Annotated in this window: 19 protein-coding genes; 7 read left to right on the plus strand and 12 right to left on the minus strand. The window is 67.9% G+C overall.

Going from position 1 to position 17,476, the window contains the following annotated elements:
* Positions 1-73 precede the first annotated feature (73 nt).
* Positions 74-400 carry a transcription initiation protein gene (locus tag CIK77_RS04340; protein WP_087056344.1) on the plus strand — a complete coding sequence of 109 codons (327 nt, stop codon included), beginning with the start codon at positions 74-76 and terminating at the stop codon, positions 398-400.
* A gap of 151 nt (positions 401-551) precedes the next feature.
* On the opposite strand, the gene CIK77_RS04345 is transcribed toward CIK77_RS04340, so the two are convergent.
* The 7 genes from CIK77_RS04345 to CIK77_RS04375 all read right to left on the minus strand — a co-directional run bounded on the left by CIK77_RS04345 (position 552) and on the right by CIK77_RS04375 (position 5,678).
* Positions 552-1,436, minus strand: a complete 885-nt coding sequence (locus tag CIK77_RS04345; RefSeq protein ID WP_087056237.1) for an NmrA family NAD(P)-binding protein — start codon at positions 1,434-1,436, stop codon at positions 552-554.
* Positions 1,411-1,962 (minus strand): TetR/AcrR family transcriptional regulator, encoded by a 552-nt coding sequence (locus CIK77_RS04350; RefSeq protein ID WP_087056238.1) that lies wholly within the window; start codon positions 1,960-1,962, stop codon positions 1,411-1,413. The genes CIK77_RS04345 and CIK77_RS04350 overlap by 26 nt, the downstream gene beginning before the upstream one ends.
* Positions 1,963-2,142: 180 nt before the next feature.
* Complete coding sequence (locus CIK77_RS04355; protein WP_249268706.1) at positions 2,143-2,520, minus strand: VOC family protein; 378 nt, start codon at positions 2,518-2,520, stop codon at positions 2,143-2,145.
* Positions 2,521-2,560: 40 nt separating this feature from the next.
* Positions 2,561-3,070: an SRPBCC family protein gene (locus CIK77_RS04360; RefSeq protein WP_087056240.1), complete on the minus strand. Its 510-nt coding sequence runs from the start codon at positions 3,068-3,070 to the stop codon at positions 2,561-2,563.
* Positions 3,071-3,400, minus strand: a complete 330-nt coding sequence (locus tag CIK77_RS04365; protein WP_087056241.1) for an ArsR/SmtB family transcription factor — start codon at positions 3,398-3,400, stop codon at positions 3,071-3,073.
* Positions 3,401-3,625: 225 nt separating this feature from the next.
* The gene (locus tag CIK77_RS04370) at positions 3,626-4,567 is read right to left on the minus strand and encodes an EamA family transporter (protein WP_170934236.1); all 942 of its coding nucleotides are present in this window, start codon (positions 4,565-4,567) and stop codon (positions 3,626-3,628) included.
* A 199-nt stretch (positions 4,568-4,766) separates the two neighbouring features.
* A complete protein-coding gene (locus CIK77_RS04375; RefSeq protein ID WP_181861395.1) occupies positions 4,767-5,678 on the minus strand; it encodes an SDR family oxidoreductase in 912 nt (303 codons plus the stop codon).
* Positions 5,679-5,811: 133 nt separating this feature from the next.
* On the opposite strand from CIK77_RS04375, the gene CIK77_RS04380 reads away from it, so the two are divergent.
* Complete coding sequence (locus CIK77_RS04380) at positions 5,812-6,240, plus strand: cupin domain-containing protein (protein ID WP_087056345.1); 429 nt, start codon at positions 5,812-5,814, stop codon at positions 6,238-6,240.
* Positions 6,241-6,256: 16 nt separating this feature from the next.
* Here the strand turns inward: CIK77_RS04380 and CIK77_RS04385 are convergent, their stop codons facing one another.
* Complete coding sequence (locus CIK77_RS04385) at positions 6,257-7,585, minus strand: carboxylesterase family protein (protein WP_087056244.1); 1,329 nt, start codon at positions 7,583-7,585, stop codon at positions 6,257-6,259.
* Positions 7,586-7,804: 219 nt separating this feature from the next.
* On the opposite strand from CIK77_RS04385, the gene CIK77_RS04390 reads away from it, so the two are divergent.
* Positions 7,805-8,134, plus strand: a complete 330-nt coding sequence (locus tag CIK77_RS04390; RefSeq protein WP_087056245.1) for a nuclear transport factor 2 family protein — start codon at positions 7,805-7,807, stop codon at positions 8,132-8,134.
* 231 nt (positions 8,135-8,365) lie between these two features.
* A complete protein-coding gene (locus CIK77_RS04395) occupies positions 8,366-9,592 on the plus strand; it encodes a DUF1611 domain-containing protein (RefSeq protein WP_087056246.1) in 1,227 nt (408 codons plus the stop codon).
* A gap of 18 nt (positions 9,593-9,610) precedes the next feature.
* On the opposite strand, the gene CIK77_RS04400 is transcribed toward CIK77_RS04395, so the two are convergent.
* The 4 genes from CIK77_RS04400 to aceA all read right to left on the minus strand — a co-directional run bounded on the left by CIK77_RS04400 (position 9,611) and on the right by aceA (position 14,180).
* A complete protein-coding gene (locus CIK77_RS04400) occupies positions 9,611-10,099 on the minus strand; it encodes an FBP domain-containing protein (RefSeq protein ID WP_087056247.1) in 489 nt (162 codons plus the stop codon).
* Positions 10,100-10,291: 192 nt separating this feature from the next.
* Positions 10,292-10,909, minus strand: a complete 618-nt coding sequence (locus tag CIK77_RS04405; protein ID WP_087056346.1) for a rhomboid family intramembrane serine protease — start codon at positions 10,907-10,909, stop codon at positions 10,292-10,294.
* A gap of 163 nt (positions 10,910-11,072) precedes the next feature.
* Positions 11,073-12,731 (minus strand): malate synthase A, encoded by a 1,659-nt coding sequence (aceB, locus tag CIK77_RS04410; protein WP_087056248.1) that lies wholly within the window; start codon positions 12,729-12,731, stop codon positions 11,073-11,075.
* A 153-nt stretch (positions 12,732-12,884) separates the two neighbouring features.
* On the minus strand, positions 12,885-14,180 hold the full coding sequence (gene aceA / locus CIK77_RS04415; RefSeq protein ID WP_087056249.1) for an isocitrate lyase: 1,296 nt from the start codon (positions 14,178-14,180) through the stop codon (positions 12,885-12,887).
* 143 nt (positions 14,181-14,323) lie between these two features.
* On the opposite strand from aceA, the gene CIK77_RS04420 reads away from it, so the two are divergent.
* The 3 genes from CIK77_RS04420 (at position 14,324) to CIK77_RS04430 (ending at position 17,396) form a co-directional block, all read left to right on the plus strand.
* On the plus strand, positions 14,324-15,775 hold the full coding sequence (locus CIK77_RS04420) for a helix-turn-helix transcriptional regulator (protein ID WP_087056250.1): 1,452 nt from the start codon (positions 14,324-14,326) through the stop codon (positions 15,773-15,775).
* Between the two features lie 151 nt (positions 15,776-15,926).
* Positions 15,927-16,793: an AraC family transcriptional regulator gene (locus CIK77_RS04425; protein ID WP_087056251.1), complete on the plus strand. Its 867-nt coding sequence runs from the start codon at positions 15,927-15,929 to the stop codon at positions 16,791-16,793.
* 42 nt (positions 16,794-16,835) lie between these two features.
* On the plus strand, positions 16,836-17,396 hold the full coding sequence (locus tag CIK77_RS04430; protein WP_087056252.1) for a putative immunity protein: 561 nt from the start codon (positions 16,836-16,838) through the stop codon (positions 17,394-17,396).
* Positions 17,397-17,476 lie beyond the last annotated feature (80 nt).

Raw genomic sequence — 17,476 nt, forward strand, 5'->3', positions numbered from 1 at the left:
GGTCGGGTCCGGCTTCGGAGCGGAACGGCTTCGCGTGCTCGGCAGTCGCGGATCCCCGACGTTCGGAGAGATCATGCCCACATTCATCGCCATCGGCTACGGAGATGTCGCCGGATACGAGAAGACGGATCCCGCGGTCCGTGAACGCGCTCATGCGCACGATGCGGATCTGCGCGGAAGCGGCGCCCGGATGTGGACGTCCGGAGCGCCGGTGCAGGTTCGGAACCCGGGAGAAGCGGGAGCCAGCCGCGAGAGCGGCGCATACATGACGTCCTCGCTGCCTGTCGCAGGGTTCACCGTCCTCGAAGCGGACGATCTCGATCATGCGATCACCCTGGTCTCGACGACACCGTGCGCGGTCGCGCACGGTGTCGTCGAGGTCTGGCCGATGAACGAGTAGGACTGGAGCCCGAGCGGTCGACGCGCGAGCGGGGCGGACAGGGCTCTCGCCTCAGCGACGTTCGTCAGAGAAGGGGACGCATGGCAGTCGCGTCCCCGCGATCGCCACTGCGGGTGATGGTTGTGCGTGCTGCGCAGTGCCGACGGTTCGGTCACTCGCTCCGGAACGCCGTCGCGTGCTCTCCTGCAAAGTCGGCAAATGCTCGTGCCGGACGGCCCAGCAGCTCGGGCACGGCCAGCGAGACCTCTGCGGCCTCGCCCCGGGCGTAGTGGGCGTAGTCCTCAAGCAGGCCGTCGACCTGCCAGGGCGGGAGGACGCCCGTGAGCATCTCGCCGAAGCGTTCCGGTGCGATGTCGTCGAAGCGTATCTCGCTCCCTGTGGCGGAGGAGAGGTGCGCGGCGATCTCGGCGTGCGTGAGTGCTTCAGGTCCTGTGAGCGTCTGGACTCCCAGCGGGGAGGGGGAGGTCAGGGCACGAGCGGCGACCTCTCCGATGTCGCGCACATCGACGACGCTCACGCCTGCGTCGCCGATCGGCGCGGGAAGCGCCCCCGTCGCGCGCACGATCGCCGCGACGGCGAACAGCCCCTGCATGAACAGGTTCGGCCGCAGGGCGGTGACGTCGAGCCCGGATGCGAATGCGTGCTGCTCGACGGCGGCGTGGTAGCGCAGGAATCGGACGGGAGAGTCAGTGACGGAGCCGAGCTGCGACAGCAGGACGAGGTGGCGTACTCCCGCTTCCGCGGCCAGATCGATGAACAGCCGTTGCTGCGCCTCTGCGCGCTCCGTCGACGGCGTCACCAGATAGGCCGCGCGCACCCCGTCGAGTGCTGTGCGCACGCTGTCGGGGTCGTCGAGGTCGGCCTGCACCGCGAACTCCGCAGAGGACGCGCTGCGAGACATCGATCGGAATGTCATGCCCCGCGCGGCGAGAGCGTGGGCGGTGGCGCCGCCGGTGGAGCCGGTCGCGCCGGTGATGAGGATGTCGGGTGAGGTTGTGATGATGGCTCCTTCAGATATCAGGGTGGCGCAGGCCATCGGAGAGGATGTGGGACCAGTCCTCGTCGATGTCCGCGATTTCGGATGTCACAACGAGGTGGCAGAGCTGCCCGTACGCGATGAACCGCTGCACGTCGCGGTCGTCGGCGCCGGAGCGCTGCTTTGCGAACCGCGTGATCTGTGCGAGTCCGGCACGCAGGGCGTCGCCGATAGCCGGGACCGTCGCGACCGACTGTGCGTGCACCTGGATGAGCAGCAGTGTGCGGTCTGCGATGAGCTCGGCATACGCGTCGCCCATCGCCTCGAGCGTCGCGGCGGGGGAGCCGACAACGGGCGCCGCGTCGAGGGCGAGCTCGATGCGGTCGAAGCATTCGTGGATGGCGGCGACGAAGAGAGCCTCTTTGCCTCCGAACAGTTTGAGCACATACGCGCTCGAGATACCCGCTTCGCGCGCGATGTCGGTGACCGTGGTGCCTGCGTATCCGCCGCGGGAGAATGCGGCGAGAGCCGCGTTCACGATGACGGGGCGTCGAGCATCGGCTGAGGAGAGACGTCGTTGCGACATGTGAGTGACTGTACACTCACTCATTGTGATGTGCAACGCATGCCAGGTGTCGGCCGCAGGTCCAGGGCGTTCGCGCAGTTCCGGCGCGCATGCAGTGCCCGCCCTCGACTGGTCCCGAGGGCGGGGCACTCGTCGTGCGTCCGGGGCGGAGGCCGCCGATCCCGCGCACGGGCAGGGGTGTTACGGAGTCTGCTGGGCGAACCGCTCGCGGGCATCCGGGCGGGTCGGCGTGAAGAAGTTGATCAGCGTGCCGTCCGGATCCCGGATGAGGAGTGACCGGTTGCCCCACGGCATGTCCGTGGGCTCGTTGACGAACGTGTCGACGACATCGTGGAGTGCGCGATGCGCCTCGTCGACATCGTCGGCGAGGAAGTCGAGCGCAACACTGCGATTGGAGCGCGCTTCAGCGGCGCCCTTGCCGAGCAAGGGCACGGTCTGCGTGCTGGCGATCGCCAGCGTGCCGGTAGGGGTGCGAAGCTCGGCGAACAGCGGGTGCGGGCGGGCGGCGGTGATTCCGGTCGCGGTCTCGCGTACGGCGCCGATCTGCGTCAGCCCCACCTGCGCAGCGTCCACGTGATCGAATGGGCGAAGCCGACCATCAGGGCGCCGCCTCTGTCCCCGCGATCGCTGCAACGTAGGCGGCCAAGCTGCCCAGCGTCTGCCGGCCTCCCTCGACCGCGCCGAACTTCTCTACGGCTTCGTCGCGCAGTTCCTTGGTCTGGAACACCGTGCGCATCTCGATCAGGGTCGTCTCACCGTCAGCCTCGAAGGTGATAATCGATTCGAAGGCGTTGGGATCGCCGCGGTACTCGCCGTGGAGCATGGCGATCCGTGCTGGCGGGGTGAGCTCGGTCCAGGTGATCCACTCCGGGTAGTCCGTCCCGTCCGGCCCGTGCATCACGAAATCCCATACTCCGTCGACGCGGAACTCGAAGGACCTGGTGGTCGTGGTGAAGCCCTCGGGCCCCCACCAGCGTGAGAGGTGCCGCACCTTCGTGAACGCTTCGAACACGAGTTCGCGCGGGGCATCGATCGATCGCGAGATCACGGTCTCCCGATCGGACGTCGGGGACTGTGTCGGTGCGTTCCGTCCGGATGAATCCTTCATCTACTCCTCCTTGAGTTCCTGCACATACGCGTTCAATCGGTCGAAGCTCTCGCTCCAGAATCGTTCGAACCCACCGGTCCACTCATGAACAGCGCGAAGCCCATGGGCATCGAGGCAGTAGAGCCGCTGCTTGCCCGCTCTGCGGTCACGCACCAGCCCGACCTCCCGAAGCACACGCAGATGTTTGGACACCCCTGGTTGCGGTATCCCCAGCTCGTGGGACAGCTCGGTCACGTGCCGTTCGCCCGTCTGCAGCAGCATCAGCATCTCTCGACGCCGAGGCTCGGCGATCGCGTTGAAGACATCCGATGTCGTCGCTGCCCGTGCCATGCACCGATCATATACCCATATGGGTATGCGTCAAGCGACTTCGCCCTCCTTCGAATGCGTCTCGAGGGTCCGCGCAGCCCGCGAAGAACGCTGCCTCGCGACTGCCATCGAGTACTGAGAGCCGTGGCTCGCTCGGCAGCCTGATGGTGCCGCGGGTCGTCGGCGGTTCGCCTCTGCCTGTGGGTCCTTCTCGCGGCGCGGAGGGAAGCGCCACGAGAGATCCACTCATCCTTCTGCGCGCCTCCGAGCGGTGTCAGCACGGTTGCTCGTGTTCTGCACCTCGGGCGCGGAAGCCGTGCTGAGGAGGAGTAGCGCCGCGGCGAACAGGGACATTCCGATCCAGCCCGTCGCCGAGAGTCGCTCGCCCACGATGACGACGGCGAGCACTGCCGCGACGGCGGGCTCGGCGAGTGTGAGCGTCGTGGCAGTGCTGGCAGGGACCTTCGTGAGCCCGTAGCCGAACAGCACGTATCCGACGAACATCGGCACGAGCGCGATGTACGACGCGACGGCGAACGCAGCGGGCGAGGCGATCAGGGGTGCACCGGTGATCAGGAGCACCGGCATGAGGAGCAGTCCGCCGCCGCCGAACACGGATCCCATCGCAGCGGATCGCGGAACGCCCGCGCCCATGAGCCGCTGCGCAGCCCACGAGTATGCCGCGTACGTGACGCCCGCGACCAGCCCGAGCGCGATCCCGGATGCCGTGGCCGGCCCATTCGTCGCGGTGCCGTGGAACTCGGCGAAGCAGAGCAGGACGCCGCCGGCGATGCCGAGCGCGGCCGAAGCGAGCCACCGGGCTCCGAGCGGTCGGCGATCGATGACGAGTTCGAACAGGCCTGAGAACAGCGGAGCGGATGCAAGCGAGATGACGCTTCCGATCGCGACGCCGGCGAGGTGCATCGAGCTGTAGAAGGCGAGCGGATATGCAGCCACGGCACCTGCGCCCAGTAGGACGACGCGTGCATGGGTGCGCAGCAACACGGCCGCTCGGCGCAGCGAGGGGACGGCGATGACCGCCTGCAGCAGGCCGCCGATGCCGAGCGCGGCTGCGCCGATGGCGAGAGGCCCGGCATCCGGCGCGAACGTCGCGGCCGTTCCTGTTGTGCCCCAGAGTGCAGCAGTGGCGAGAATCGCGCCGATTCCGGCGAGCCGTGTCCTGTTCACGCCGCTGTCGTGATCAGCGGCTCGACGATCGTTCCGGTGCGCGTGAGGTGCGCGAGTGATCCCTCGAGGCCTGCACGGCTCATGGCGCCCTCCAGCAGCAGCGAGAGGTGACCTGCCGGCTCCTGCGTGCGAATCGGTGAATAGGCGGGTCAGTCTACCCATTCACCGATTTCGGCTCGAGCCGTGACGGTCTCGCCGGTCAGCGCGCGAGCGCCGCGTAGTAGTCGGCGAGGGTGTGCGTGCCGTGGGGATCTCCGACAGAATCGGTCTGCATTCCGTCGAGGAAGAACCGGGTCAGCGATCCGGCGCGGGGGCTGATCCGGTCGGCCGTCCAGACCGCGGCGGAGGCGAACGGCCCGGGAACGCGCGTGTATCGGGGCTTCTTCCCCGCCGCTTCGAACGCGATCCGCACGATCTCGCGGTAGGTGAGTGTCTCCGGACCGCCGACGTTCCATGAGCCCGCACTCCCGCCGAGGCGGGACACGCAGAAGTCGGCGAGATCGGCCCCGTGAATGGGGGAGAGGCGCACGCTCCCGTCGCCCAGGCCGAACGCCATTCCGCGTCGCGCGAGATCGTAGATCTCGGTGAGGTCGGAGAAGTACCCCGACGGATCGACGATCTGCGGCACGACGCGCGATCGGCTCAGCGCTTCCATGAAGGCGTGCTTGGCGCGGCTGACGGCGGATGTGCCGCTGGCTGCGTTCATGACGCCCACATAGAGGAAAGAATCCACCTCCGCCTGCTCCGCGAGTTCGAGGAAACGGAGATTCAGGAGGAAGTCGATCGTCCACGGGTCCGCTTTCTGACGGGTCACACCGAGTGCGGAGATCACGTGGTCCACACCGGACATGACATCCGGGCCGAGATCGACCTCGCCCTCCGGTGCGATCACCCATTCGTCGACGAGCGCTGCGAGCGCAGGAGCATCGTATGCGCCCGGCGCGCAAGCGCGAGCCTTGTCCCGAACGACCGCCCGCACGATGAACCCCTCGTCGTGCAGGCGGGCGATGACGTGTCGACCGACGTAGCCGGTTGCTCCAGCGACGAGAACGCGCTTGCCGGCATCAACCATGGTCTGCTCCTTCTGCGACGTCGACAGCACGGGTCTCATGAGCCTGATCGTAGACATCGTCGGGCTTGCGGGGGAATCGCTTCCGCGAGATAGAGCTTCAGCCTCGACATGTGGATCCCGGATCATGAGCTCGGCAGTTGACCCGCGCTGCCGCGTGCGGGAGCATCGCGGCATGAGCGAATATCAGGTCACGGAACTCGGCGGGCTCGACGAATGGCGCGACTTCGTCGGAGGCTTCAGACCCGAGACGACCAAGACCGGTCGGCGCGTGGTCGATCATGAGCTGCCGATGGAATGGATCGGGATGACGGCGAACGCGATGGCGCCGGGGGAGGAGGCCGGCTACTGGCACGCGCATTCCCGTGACGAGGAGCTGTACGTGTTCCTCGCGGGGCGCGGTCAGATGGCTCTCGGTGACGACGTCGTCGATGTGGGCCCCGGAACGACGATCCGGGTGGGGACGGGCGTCCGCCGCACGTGGCGCTGTGCTCCGGACGGCACCGAACTGCTGCGCTGGTTGTGCATCCGCGCCGGCCCGAACAGGCTGACGCACGTTCCGGATGACGCGAGCCCGGATCGCGAGTCTCCGATGCCGTGGTGAGGAGCGTCCCAAGCGCTCAGCGAGTTCGCCGGTAGCTCATCGCATCCGGAATCGTCCCGCGCTCGCCGAGATCCTGGCCGCGTGCGAACCGCCCCCAGACGGCGCGCACGCGCTTCGCGACGGCGTCGATGTCCTCCCAGCGCGCTCCCTCGACCAGGTTCGCCGCTCGCCATGCGTCCTCGTCGCCGAACAGCAGGGGGAGATCGATGGTGTGTGCGGAACGCCACGAGTTGCCCGGCGCCGCCCACGTCACCACGTAGTGGTGGGCGCTGCCGCCGGCGCGCGCGTGGCGGCGGGCGAAGCGCCGGCTGCCCCTGCCGTAGATGATGCGCGTCAGGGCCGCGATGAGACCGCTCGAAAGGATGCGCCCGATGACCGGGATCCGGATGAAAGGTCGCAGTGCAGGAACACGCAGGACGAAGAGCGCCGCCTCCTGCGCGGTGTGGCCGATCAGCACGTCGATCTTCGGTGCGACCCGGTTCCAGGTGTCCTCGAGCTCCTGCTCGGCAGGCAGCGGCGCCTTCCCGTACTGAGTGCCGAAGGGCATTCCGCTGCGCAAGCCGAATCCGGATGCGGCCGCCTCCACCTCAGGCTCCAGACCGAGCACCTGCTGAACGGGAGTCTCCGGCGTGATCGCCCGGGCTGCCTCGCTCATGGCCTCGGACATGGCGGCTCGCCCTCGGGAGAGTCCGAACGGGGCGCTCTGGATGATCGCGCGCCGGAACAGCTCAGCGGCATCCGGTGCGGCCATGAGATGCGCGACCGCGTCGCCGCCGGCCGACTGCCCGAACGCGGTGACCTGCTGAGGGTCGCCGCCGAAGGCTGCGATGTTGCGCTGCACCCACCTCAGGGCCGTGATCTGGTCGAGCAGGCCGAGATTGGCGGGGCGGCCATCTGCGCCGCCGAGATAGCCGAAGATACCGAGCCGGTACGTCACCGTCACGACGATCACGCGCTGCTCGGCAACGAGAGACGCGGGGTCCATGATCGGCATGTCGCCTGCTCCCGATACGTAGGAGCCGCCGTGGAACCACACCATCACCGGCAGGCCGTCACCGGGTACCGCGCTGCGGGGAACGGTCACGGAGAGGTTCTGGCAGTGCTCATCTACGGCGAGGCGTTCGATGGAGCTGCCCAGCACACTGTCCAGAAACGGTACGGGGCGCTGGGGGCAGGCAGGCGACCAGTTCGTCGCTGTGAGGGTCCCGTCTCGATCTGGGACGGGCGTGGGCTCCGCGAATCGCGCGCCCGTGGCGTAGGGGATGCCCGTCGCGCGGGTCACCTGCCCGTCGTGCCACCCCTGGATCGGACCGCTCGGAGGAGTGAAGAGCGCCTCAGTCGACATCGATGAACGTGCCTTTCCAGGGTCGGGAGTCCGCATCGTCCCATGATCCCAGACGCACTCCTCCCCGCAGCGCCACAGGTCTCTCCGCAGCACGCGCGGTTCGGCCACCTATCGATGATGGGACGGCGAAGGTAGTCTGAGTCGGCCTCCAGATGGATGATCAGGCCGGAAGGCCTTCGCCGAGCACGACGGCACGACCCGATGAACAGGAACACGCACATGACTGACCAGACGATCCCCGAGCCCGTGGCATCCTTTATCGACGCGGTCAACCGGCACGATGAGGAAGCATTCCTCGATGCCTTCACGAAGGACGGTTCCGTCGACGATTGGGGGCGTGTCTTCACCGGGCGCGCGCAGATCAAATCGTGGAGCGACAACGAGTTCATCGGCGCACGAGGCACACTCGCCGTGGAAGAGATCGAGGCCGCGGGCGATGCAGTCACCATCGTCGGCGACTGGCGCTCCACCCATGCCAACGGACGCTCGAAGTTCGTCTTCGACGTCGACGGCGACCGTCTCACCCGGATGACCATCCGAGAGGGCTGACAGGAAGGCTCTCCTTCCCGCGCCCCGGCGTCTCCGGCGGGCCACGCCGCGGTCGGTCGTGCATCTGGTTGCGTCCCGGTCAGCCCGAAAGGCACGGCTCCCGTACATCCCGCACTGCTATGTTGAGGGCGTCGGCATCTAGCCGACAGCCAGAGAAGACTTCTTGTCTGCTGATCCGCCTTCGGGCTCTCCGTGATCCGTCGCCTCCTCTGTGTGACCGCGAGGAGTTCGATGAACACGCACGCCCCAGCACAGTCCACCGCCGTCGTCTACTGCGAGGGCCAGTTCGGCGCCCAGGACGGAAAGACGGCCAACGGCCTCGTCCGGCACTCGGAGAAGTACGCGATCCTCAGCGTCATCGACAGCCAGCGCGCGGGCAGCGACGCTGGAGAGCTCCTCGACGGGACCCGGAACGGCATCCCCGTGCTCTCGAGCCTCGACGAGGCGATCTCGCTCGCGGGGCAGGTTCCCGAATATCTGATCTGCGGAGTCGCACCCGCTGACGGACTGCTCTCCGAAGCACAGCGCGTCGTGCTGCTCGACGGCATCGCCCGCGGGATGCATATCATCAACGGACTGCACGAGTTCCTCGCCGACGATGTCGAGTTCGCCGCCGCCAGCCTTCTCGCGGGTGTCACGATCACCGACATCCGGCGCCCGCGCGAGAAGAAGGATCTTCACCTCTTCTCCGGCAGAATCGACTCAGTCACCTGTCCCCGAATCGCCATCCTCGGCACGGACGGCGCCATCGGCAAGCGCACAACGGCGACCCTCGTCGTGCAGGCCCTCGTGGAGCGGGGAATCCGCGCCGTGATGGTCGGCACGGGACAGACGACGATCATCCAGGGCGGGCGGTACGGGGTGGCGCTCGACGCGCTCGTGCCCCAGTTCTGCTCCGGTGAAGTCGAGAACCAGGTCGTCGCTGCCTTCGAGGGCGAAGACCCCGATGTCATCATCGTGGAGGGGCAGGGTGCGCTGAGCCACCCGGCGTACCTCACGTCTGCCCACATCCTTCGAGGCAGCCGACCCGAGGGAGTGATCGTGCAGCACGCGCCTCGACGGCGAGTGCTGGGCGACTTCCCGATGGTGTCGATGCCGACACTCGGCAGCGAGATCGACCTGATCGAGGCGTTCGCCGCCACACGCGTGATCGGCGTCACCGTCAACCACGAGGGCATGACGGACGCGGAGATCGGCGACGCGATCGATGACATCGAACTCGAGCACGGCGTGCCCGCGACGGATCCGCTGACGCGGCCCCTCGACCGACTCGTCGACATGGTTCTGCAGGCGATGCCCGCCGTGGGCGAGCGTGTGCGTGATGCCTCGACGAGCATGCCGGTGGAACCGCGGGAGCTCGATCGTGAGAAGCGGCGCACCCCGGGGCTCTCGCATCCCCGGGGCACGTCGGTTGAGCGGCGACACACCCAGCGCGGGCTCCGACGCCGACTGAGCTGACCCCGTCCTGCGGGCAGGTCAGCGAGACGCGGTCACATCGCGCACGAAGCGCTCGACGTTCGCGCGGAATGCGGCGATCCGCGACTGACGGGCCGCCTCCACGTCGAAGCCGACGTACGCGGTGCGCGGCGTCTTGCGTGCGTTGCGATTGCACTCGAACCGCGCGCACACGTAGGTGCCGACCGTGTCGCCGCGGCGTCCGGCGGCGCCGGCGCGTTTCGTGCTGAACATGACGACGTCGTTCGGCAGGTGCACGTCTGCGCACCACACGCACTGGGTGCGGCTGCGAGGGGTCTGCTCGGCCTGACGCATGAGCAGGCCCAGCGGCTCGTCGTCGACGATCGCAACGATGTAGCCGACGAGCGGCTGCTTCGGGTCGCGCCACCCGAGGAAGTCGATGGAATCCCACGCGACGGCGTCGAGGTCGGGCATGGGCAGGTTCTTGCGTTCGCGAACGGAGACGTTGACGAACGATGCCCGGATCTGGGCAGCGTCGATGACGCGCATGATGAGATGAGCTTTCTGTTCAGGAGATGTCGTGAGGGCGCGGCTCGAGAAGAGCACGCGAAAGGGAGAGCCGGGTCAGGCTCTGTCCGCCGCCGACGCAGAGCGCGACGACGACCTCCTCACTCCCCGAAGGGTCACTCGCTGAAACATGCATCTGATGCTACACGCCGAATCCGAGCGTCGCGCGACCGCCTACGGAGCGGATTCCTGCCGGCGACCGCGGCGGGGCCGCAGCACGATCGCCGCGGCGCCGCCGCCGATCGCCCCGAACAGGTGCGCCTGCCAGGAGATCCCGCTCGCGGCGCCGAAGATGCCTGTGAACATGGTGCCGCCGTACAAGACGGCCACCGCAACAGCGACGACGGCGTACAGGATCCCGTGCCCGAGCGACGGTGCGACGAAGGACCGCACCAACAGGTATCCGAAGTAGCCGAAGACGAGACCCGACGCGCCGACGGTGAGCGTGCCGGGAGAATTCACGAACCATGTGCCGAGGCCGCCGACGACGGCGGCGATCGCGGTGACTGCCCAGAAGCGGCGAATGCCGTCGAACGACACCAGCAGGCCGAGAACTGCGAACGGCACAGAGTTCGCGACGAGGTGCGACCAGCCCGAGTGCAGCAGCGGCGATGCGATCACGCCATCGAGGCCGTCGAAATGCCACGAAACGATGCCCAGCGCACGATTCCAGCTCCCGGGAAGAATCGCGTCAAGGGCACGCACCACCCACATCACTGCGAGGAGGATCACCGGCTGCACGGCGCCCAGGAGGAATCGGACACCGGGTCGCGCCTCGGGCGATGAGCTCATGCGTCCAGTCTTGCGCATGCGCACGCACGATTGAGTCGCTGGCGTGTGACGGGCTGCGGTTCCGCCGCGCCTGTCGTGCACGTCGGCAGAGCGGAGACGACCGGCGCGGGGCGCGGCATGGTGAATGCCCCGGATCCCCGAGGCATTCACCATGCCGGCGCGCTCAGGGGCGTTCCACGAGGTGCTCGGCGTACGCCTTCGTCGTCAGGAACGGCGCGAATGTGTTCGACAGGGCGACGTCGCGGAAGACCTCTGCCGCCTGGTCGAGCCTGTCGTCGTCTGCGCGCTCGACGGAGGCGAGCACGTCGTCGACCAGCCCGGAGACGAACTCGTGGGTGATCGGCGTCCCCTCCTCTGTCGTGCGGTCCTGGCGGATCCACTGCCAGATCTGCGAGCGGGAGATCTCGGCGGTCGCCGCGTCCTCCATCAGCCCGTTGATCGCGACCGCACCCTGTCCGCGCAGCCATGCCTCGATGTACCGGATCGCGACGTCGACGTTGCCCCGCACTCCCGCGTCCGTGATCCCGCGGCCGATCGTGAGATCGAGCAGCTGGCGCTCGCGCACATGCACGTCGTCGCGCTGACGATCGAGCTGGTGCGGGCGATCGCCGAGCACCGCATCGAACTCCGCCTGAGCGATCGGGATGAGATCCGGATGCGCCACCCACGTGCCGTCGAAGCCGTCGCCCGCCTCGCGCTTCTTGTCCGAGGCGACCTTCGCCATGGCGTTGTCGTTCGCGTCGGCATCGTGCCGCGACGGGATGAACGCGCTCATGCCGCCGATCGCGTAGGCGCCGCGCTTGTGGCAGGTCTTCACGAGCAGCTCCGTGTACGCCCTCATGAACCCGACAGTCATGGTCACCTCGTTGCGGTCGGGCAGCACGAACCGCGAACCGCGGCCCCGGTACGTCTTGATGATCGAGAAGATGTAGTCCCATCGCCCGGCATTGAGGCCGGCGCAATGGTCGCGGAGCTCGTACAGGATCTCCTCCATCTGAAACGCAGCGGGCAGCGTCTCGATGAGCACAGTCGCGCGGATCGTGCCGTGCGACATTGCGAGGTACTGCTCCGTGAAGGTGAACACCTGGTCCCACAGGCGCGCCTCTTCCGCCTGCTCGATCTTCGGCAGGTAGAAGTAGGGCCCGCGTCCGCGCCGGATCAGCTCGTGCGCGTTGTGGAACGCGTACAGCCCGAAGTCGACGAGCGAGCCCGACGCGGCCATGGTGCGACCGTGCACGTCGGTGAAGTGAAGGTGGTGCTCCTCGAGGTGCCAGCCGCGCGGGCGCATCACGATCGTCGGCGTCTCCTCGTTCGTCACCGCGTAGTGCTTGCCGTTCGGCGCCGTGTGCTCGAGCCCTCCCCGAATCGCGTCGAACAGGGACAGCTGGCCGCCGATGACGTTCTGCCACGTGGGGCTGGTCGCGTCCTCCTGATCCGCGAGCCACACCTTCGCGCCCGAGTTGAGCGCATTGATGGTCATGCGCGGATCCGTCGGGCCCGTGATCTCGACGCGACGATCCTCGAGTCCTGGCCCGGCGCCGGCGACGCGCCAATCAGCGCGTTGGCGGATGTGCTGCGTGTCCTCGCGGAACCTCGGGTCGATTCCGTTGCCGATCTCGTAGCCGTGACGCATGCGCGCGGCGAGGCGGTCATAGCGCGGTCCGGCGAACAGCTGGTGCAGCTGCGCCAGGAACGCCAGCGCTTCGGACGTGAGGATCTGCTCGTACCGCCCGCGCATCGGGCCCGCCACGGTGATCGCTGGCAGGGTGCGCTCGCGCTCCCGGTCGTCGGTGCGTTCAGCTGTCGTGTTGATGAGAGTCATGATGTGCCTCCTGGTCTGTTCTGCGGACGGCGAAGTCGGATTCGCCGTCGGGTGATGGATCTCGTCGTTGTGTCGGTGGGGAGATCGTCTGCGGACGGCGAAGCCGGATCCGCCGCCGGATTCTGGAGCTCGTCGCTCTTTCAGCGGCGAGAGTCAGAACTGCTGGGCCTCGGTGGAGGCGGCGAGGGCGAGGGTCGAGGCATCCGGGTTGAGTGCCTGTGACACGTGATCGAAGTATCCGGTTCCGACTTCGCGCTGGTGCTTGGTGGCGGTGTAGCCGTCGGCCTCGGCGGAGAACTCGGCGTTCTGCAGCTCGACGTATGCGCTCATCGCGTTCTCGGCATAGCCGCGGGCGAGCTGGAACATCGAGTGGTTGAGAGCGTGGAAACCGGCGAGGGTGATGAACTGGAATCGGTAGCCGAGTTCGGCCAGCTCTTCCTGGAAGCTCGCGATCTGGCGGTCGTCGAGCGCGGCCGACCAGTTGAAGCTCGGCGAGCAGTTGTAGGCGAGCATCTTGCCCGGATGCTCGGCGTGCACGGCGGCCGCGAACTCGCGGGCGAGCTCGATATCCGGCGTTCCCGTCTCGACCCACAGCAGGTCGGCGTACGGGGCGTACGCGAGACCGCGTGAGACCACGGGGTCGATGCCGTTGCGCACCCGGTGGAAACCCTCGCTCGAGCGTTCGCCGGTGAGGAAGGCGCGATCGCGCTCGTCGATGTCGCTGGTGAGCAGATCGGCTGCGAGGGCATCGGTGCGCGCGATCTGGATCGTCGGGACACCCGCGACGTCGGCCGCCAGTCGGGCGGCGTTGAGAGTCCGGATGTGCTGACTGGTCGGCACCAGCACCTTGCCGCCGAGGTGACCGCATTTCTTCTCACTCGCGAGCTGGTCTTCCCAGTGGATTCCTGCGGCGCCGGCCTGGATCATCCCGTGCGCGAGTTCGTACGCATTGAGAGGGCCGCCGAAGCCGGCCTCGGCGTCGGCGACGATCGGTGCCAGCCAATCGCGTGAGAGGGACCCGTCGGCCGACTCCAGCTGGTCCTGCCGCATCAGAGCGTTGTTGATCCGTCGCACGACGGCTGGCACAGAGTTTGCGGGGTACAACGACTGGTCGGGGTAGGTCTGCCCGGAGAGATTGGCGTCTGCGGCGACCTGCCATCCCGACAGGTAGATCGCCTCGAGGCCCGCGCGCACCTGCTGCACTGCCTGGTTGCCTGTCAGGGCGCCGAGCGCTCTGACGTACTCTCCCGTCGTGAGGCGGTCCCACAGTCGCTCGGCCCCGCGGCGGGCGAGCGTGGGGTCTTCGCGGACGCTCCCGCGGATCCGGATGACGTCCTCTGCCGTGTAGTCGCGGGAGACGTCGGTCCAACGCGGGTCGGCGTCCCACTCGAGCTGCAGCTCCTCGGCGGTCTGCGTCTGCGATCCCGGTCGGTTCGAGGTGGTGGTCATCGTCGATCTCCTCACTGTGGGCGGCGGTGCCGCGGCGGCTGGTAAGACCACACTGAGTGAAGAACAACCCCGATTCGTCGGGCAAGCGAGAAGAAAATATTCGGAAGTTCTGCAGAACGGATCGATGTGGCAGGATCTGTGCCATGGCCACTCTCGATGATGAGACGGATGACAGCGCCGACGCGATCGCGGTCGGCCGGCGGATCCGCGCACTGCGCACGCGGCGCGGTATGCGCCTGTCACAGCTCGCCGACAGGGTCGGGCGTGCGCCGAGTCAGCTGTCGATGATCGAGAACGGGCGCAGGGAGCCGCGGCTGTCGATGCTGCGGGCGATCGCGCAGGCGCTCGACGTCTCGCCGGAACAGCTGCTCTCCGTCGATGAACTCGATCCGCGCAGTGAGCTCGAGATGGCGCTCGAACGCGAGATGCGCTCGCCGCGGTTCCGAGAGCTGGGCGTCGAGCCGTTCCGGATTCCGAAGGGCATGCCGGATGAGGCGCTCACCACGATTCTGAGACTGACGAGCGAGATCGATCGCCTGCGCGATGAGCGCCAGGCGACGCCGGAGGAGGCGCGCCGCGCGAACCTCGAGCTGCGCCACCTGATGCGCGCGCAGGACAATTACTTCCCGGAGCTCGAGAAGACGGCGCAGGAGATGCTCGACGCGATCGATCATCCTGGTGGGCCTCTCACGCAGCGCGCCGCGGGCGATATCGCCGCGCACGTCGGCGTCACGCTGCACTACGTGCCCGACCTGCCCCAGTCCACGCGCAGCGTGCTCGATCTGCGCAACGGCCGCCTCTACCTGCCGAACCGCGTCTCGACGGATCCGCGGGGGCCCATGCTGCAGGCCCTCGCCAGCCGCATCCTGCGCCACACTGAACCCTCCTCGTATGCCGAGTTCCTGCGGCAGCGGGTCGAGCAGAACTATCTCGCCGGCGCGCTGCTGATTCCGGAGCAGCGCGCGGTCGCGGCGCTGCGCGAGGCGAAGCAGCGCCGCGCGATCTCGATCGAAGACCTGCGCGATGCGTACTCCGTGTCGTACGAGACGGCAGCGCATCGGTTCACCAACCTCGCGACCCGGCACCTGGACATCCGGGTGCACTTCCTGAAGGTGCACGAGTCCGGCACGATCACGAAGGCGTACGAGAACGACGACGTGAACTTCCCGACCGATCGGCTCGGGTCCATCGAGGGGCAGATGTGCTGCCGGCGCTGGACGAGCCGCGTCGTATTCGACGTCGACGACCGCTTCAACCCGTACTTCCAGTACACCGACACGGGCAACGGCACGTACTGGTGCACAGCACGCGTCGAGCAGTCGAGTCAGGGCGCCCACTCGGTGAGCGTGGGCGTGCGGTTCGACGATACGAAATGGTTCGTGGGCCGTGACACGCTCAGCCGCGGCGTCTCCCGTCACGCCGACGAGGTGTGCTGCCGTCGCCCTCCCGAGGCGCTCGCCGAGCGCTGGCGCGACGGGGCATGGCCGAATGTCGCCACACCGCGAACCCTCCTCGCAACGCTGCCGACCGGATCGTTCCCCGGCGTCGACGCGACCGACGTGTACGAGTTCCTCGAGCAGCACGCGCCGTCGTGAGCGCCGCGTTCGTCACAGGATCGGAAGCAGGCGGCAGAACTCTGCCGCGGTCGTCGCGCAGCTGAGCGGGCGGAATCCGATCGAATCGGACCGGACGAATCGGGCGGCGGGCTCGCGGACGCGGGAGAGTGGTCGATGAAAGGGGGCGCTCATGATCGAGATCCTGAACCGGCTCGTCGACGAGATCGACGCGCACCTCGGCGAGGAGATCGACATCGATGCGCTCGCCGCTGAGATGGGGACGACGGGCTATCACGCCCGCCGGATGTTCTCCTCGCTCGCGGGGATGCCCGTCTCGGAGTACGTGCGGCGCAGGCGGATGACCGTCGCGGCGTCGGACGTGATCTCAGACGAGGATCTTCTCACGATCGCCGTGCGCTACGGGTACGGGTCGACCGAGGCATTCGGTCGCGCGTTCCGTGCCGTACACGGCACCAGCCACGGCGACGTGCGTCGCAGCGGCGGCCCCCTTCGCAGCCAACCGCAGATCAGGTTCCGCCTGACAGTAGAAGGGAGTTCCCCCATGGACGCACGAATCATCGACCATCCCGCATTCCGACTGATCGGCCACGCCGCGCGCGTGCCGCTGATCCACGAGGGCGTCAATCCGCACATCCAGGCGCACATCGCGTCACTTCCGATGGCGGAGCACGAACGTCTCAAGCGGCTCAGCAGTGCGGAACCCGCCGGCCTGCTGCAGGTGAGTGCCGACGTCGATCCGGACTATGCGCAGGGCACCGAGCTGACGTATCTGCACGGCGTGGCCGTCGACGTCGAGGACTCGGTGCCGAGCGACCTGGACGTCATTGAGGCCGCTTCCGGAGAATGGGCCGTCTTCCGCACATCCGGTGAGCATCCGGCCGCGCTGCAGTCGGCGATGGCCGCAACGGCGACCGAATGGTTCCCGTCCAACCCGTGGCGGCTTCGTCCGGGGCCGTCGATCGTCGCGATCCTCGACCGCGCGCCCGACTTCAGCACGGCGACGTGTGAGCTGTGGCTCCCCGTCGAGCGCGGCTGAGCGTGGTGCCGCAGATGCTGCTCGTTGTGGCACTCTCGGTGCATGGGGTCGGCACAGACGCTCAGCGACGACGACCGGCGCGCGCTCGCCGGATGGGCGGCGGATTGCGCTGAGCGCGTGCTGCCGCTGTTCGACGCCGAGGATGCGAACGCGCGCGACCTGATCCGGGACGCGCTCGATCGCACGCGTGCATACAGCCGCGGTGAGAGCACCGCGGCAGAGGAGATCAGAAAGCGCCTCGTCGGTGTGAAGGCGGCAGCTGCGGCGGCGACGCCGGCAGGTGCCGCGGCCGCGAGAGCGATCGGCCAGGCCGCTGCCGTCGCACATATGGGGGCGCATGCGCTCGGCGCCGCAGCCTATGCCGTCAAGGCGATCTCCCTGTCCGACCCTGACGCGGTGAACGGGGAGATCCGGTGGCAGTCGGACCACCTCACCCGGTGTCAACGGGACGCACTGCAGCTTCTGCCTCCGCTCGGCGCCGACGCGTCGGGACCGCTCGGAAACGGTCTGCTCTCCCGTGGCGTGCTGGGGACGACGATCCGGGAGCTGCAGCAGCGCGTCGGGCACTCCGGCAGCGGCGCCGACCACCGCGTCGAGCAGTGACCAGCCGGCGAATCGGCGTCAGTGCGCGGCGCCGAGCTCGGTGAGCAGCACGCCGCCGAAGTGCATCGGCGTGGGCGCCA

The sequence above is a fragment of the Microbacterium sp. JB110 genome, assembly GCF_003335195.1.
GTDB lineage: Bacteria > Actinomycetota > Actinomycetes > Actinomycetales > Microbacteriaceae > Microbacterium.

Bases quoted from the DNA above. Each gene is read 5' to 3' on its own strand.
- CIK77_RS04340 (WP_087056344.1), top strand. From the start codon at position 74: ATGCCCACATTCATCGCCATCGGCTACGGAGATGTCGCCGGATACGAG.
- CIK77_RS04345 (WP_087056237.1), bottom strand. From the start codon at position 1,436: ATGGCCTGCGCCACCCTGATATCTGAAGGAGCCATCATCACAACCTCA.
- CIK77_RS04350 (WP_087056238.1), bottom strand. From the start codon at position 1,962: ATGTCGCAACGACGTCTCTCCTCAGCCGATGCTCGACGCCCCGTCATC.
- CIK77_RS04360 (WP_087056240.1), bottom strand. From the start codon at position 3,070: ATGAAGGATTCATCCGGACGGAACGCACCGACACAGTCCCCGACGTCC.
- CIK77_RS04365 (WP_087056241.1), bottom strand. From the start codon at position 3,400: ATGGCACGGGCAGCGACGACATCGGATGTCTTCAACGCGATCGCCGAG.
- CIK77_RS04375 (WP_181861395.1), bottom strand. From the start codon at position 5,678: ATGAGACCCGTGCTGTCGACGTCGCAGAAGGAGCAGACCATGGTTGAT.
- CIK77_RS04380 (WP_087056345.1), top strand. From the start codon at position 5,812: ATGAGCGAATATCAGGTCACGGAACTCGGCGGGCTCGACGAATGGCGC.
- CIK77_RS04385 (WP_087056244.1), bottom strand. From the start codon at position 7,585: ATGTCGACTGAGGCGCTCTTCACTCCTCCGAGCGGTCCGATCCAGGGG.
- CIK77_RS04390 (WP_087056245.1), top strand. From the start codon at position 7,805: ATGACTGACCAGACGATCCCCGAGCCCGTGGCATCCTTTATCGACGCG.
- CIK77_RS04395 (WP_087056246.1), top strand. From the start codon at position 8,366: ATGAACACGCACGCCCCAGCACAGTCCACCGCCGTCGTCTACTGCGAG.
- CIK77_RS04400 (WP_087056247.1), bottom strand. From the start codon at position 10,099: ATGCGCGTCATCGACGCTGCCCAGATCCGGGCATCGTTCGTCAACGTC.
- CIK77_RS04405 (WP_087056346.1), bottom strand. From the start codon at position 10,909: ATGAGCTCATCGCCCGAGGCGCGACCCGGTGTCCGATTCCTCCTGGGC.
- aceB (WP_087056248.1), bottom strand. From the start codon at position 12,731: ATGACTCTCATCAACACGACAGCTGAACGCACCGACGACCGGGAGCGC.
- aceA (WP_087056249.1), bottom strand. From the start codon at position 14,180: ATGACCACCACCTCGAACCGACCGGGATCGCAGACGCAGACCGCCGAG.
- CIK77_RS04420 (WP_087056250.1), top strand. From the start codon at position 14,324: ATGGCCACTCTCGATGATGAGACGGATGACAGCGCCGACGCGATCGCG.
- CIK77_RS04425 (WP_087056251.1), top strand. From the start codon at position 15,927: ATGATCGAGATCCTGAACCGGCTCGTCGACGAGATCGACGCGCACCTC.
- CIK77_RS04430 (WP_087056252.1), top strand. From the start codon at position 16,836: ATGGGGTCGGCACAGACGCTCAGCGACGACGACCGGCGCGCGCTCGCC.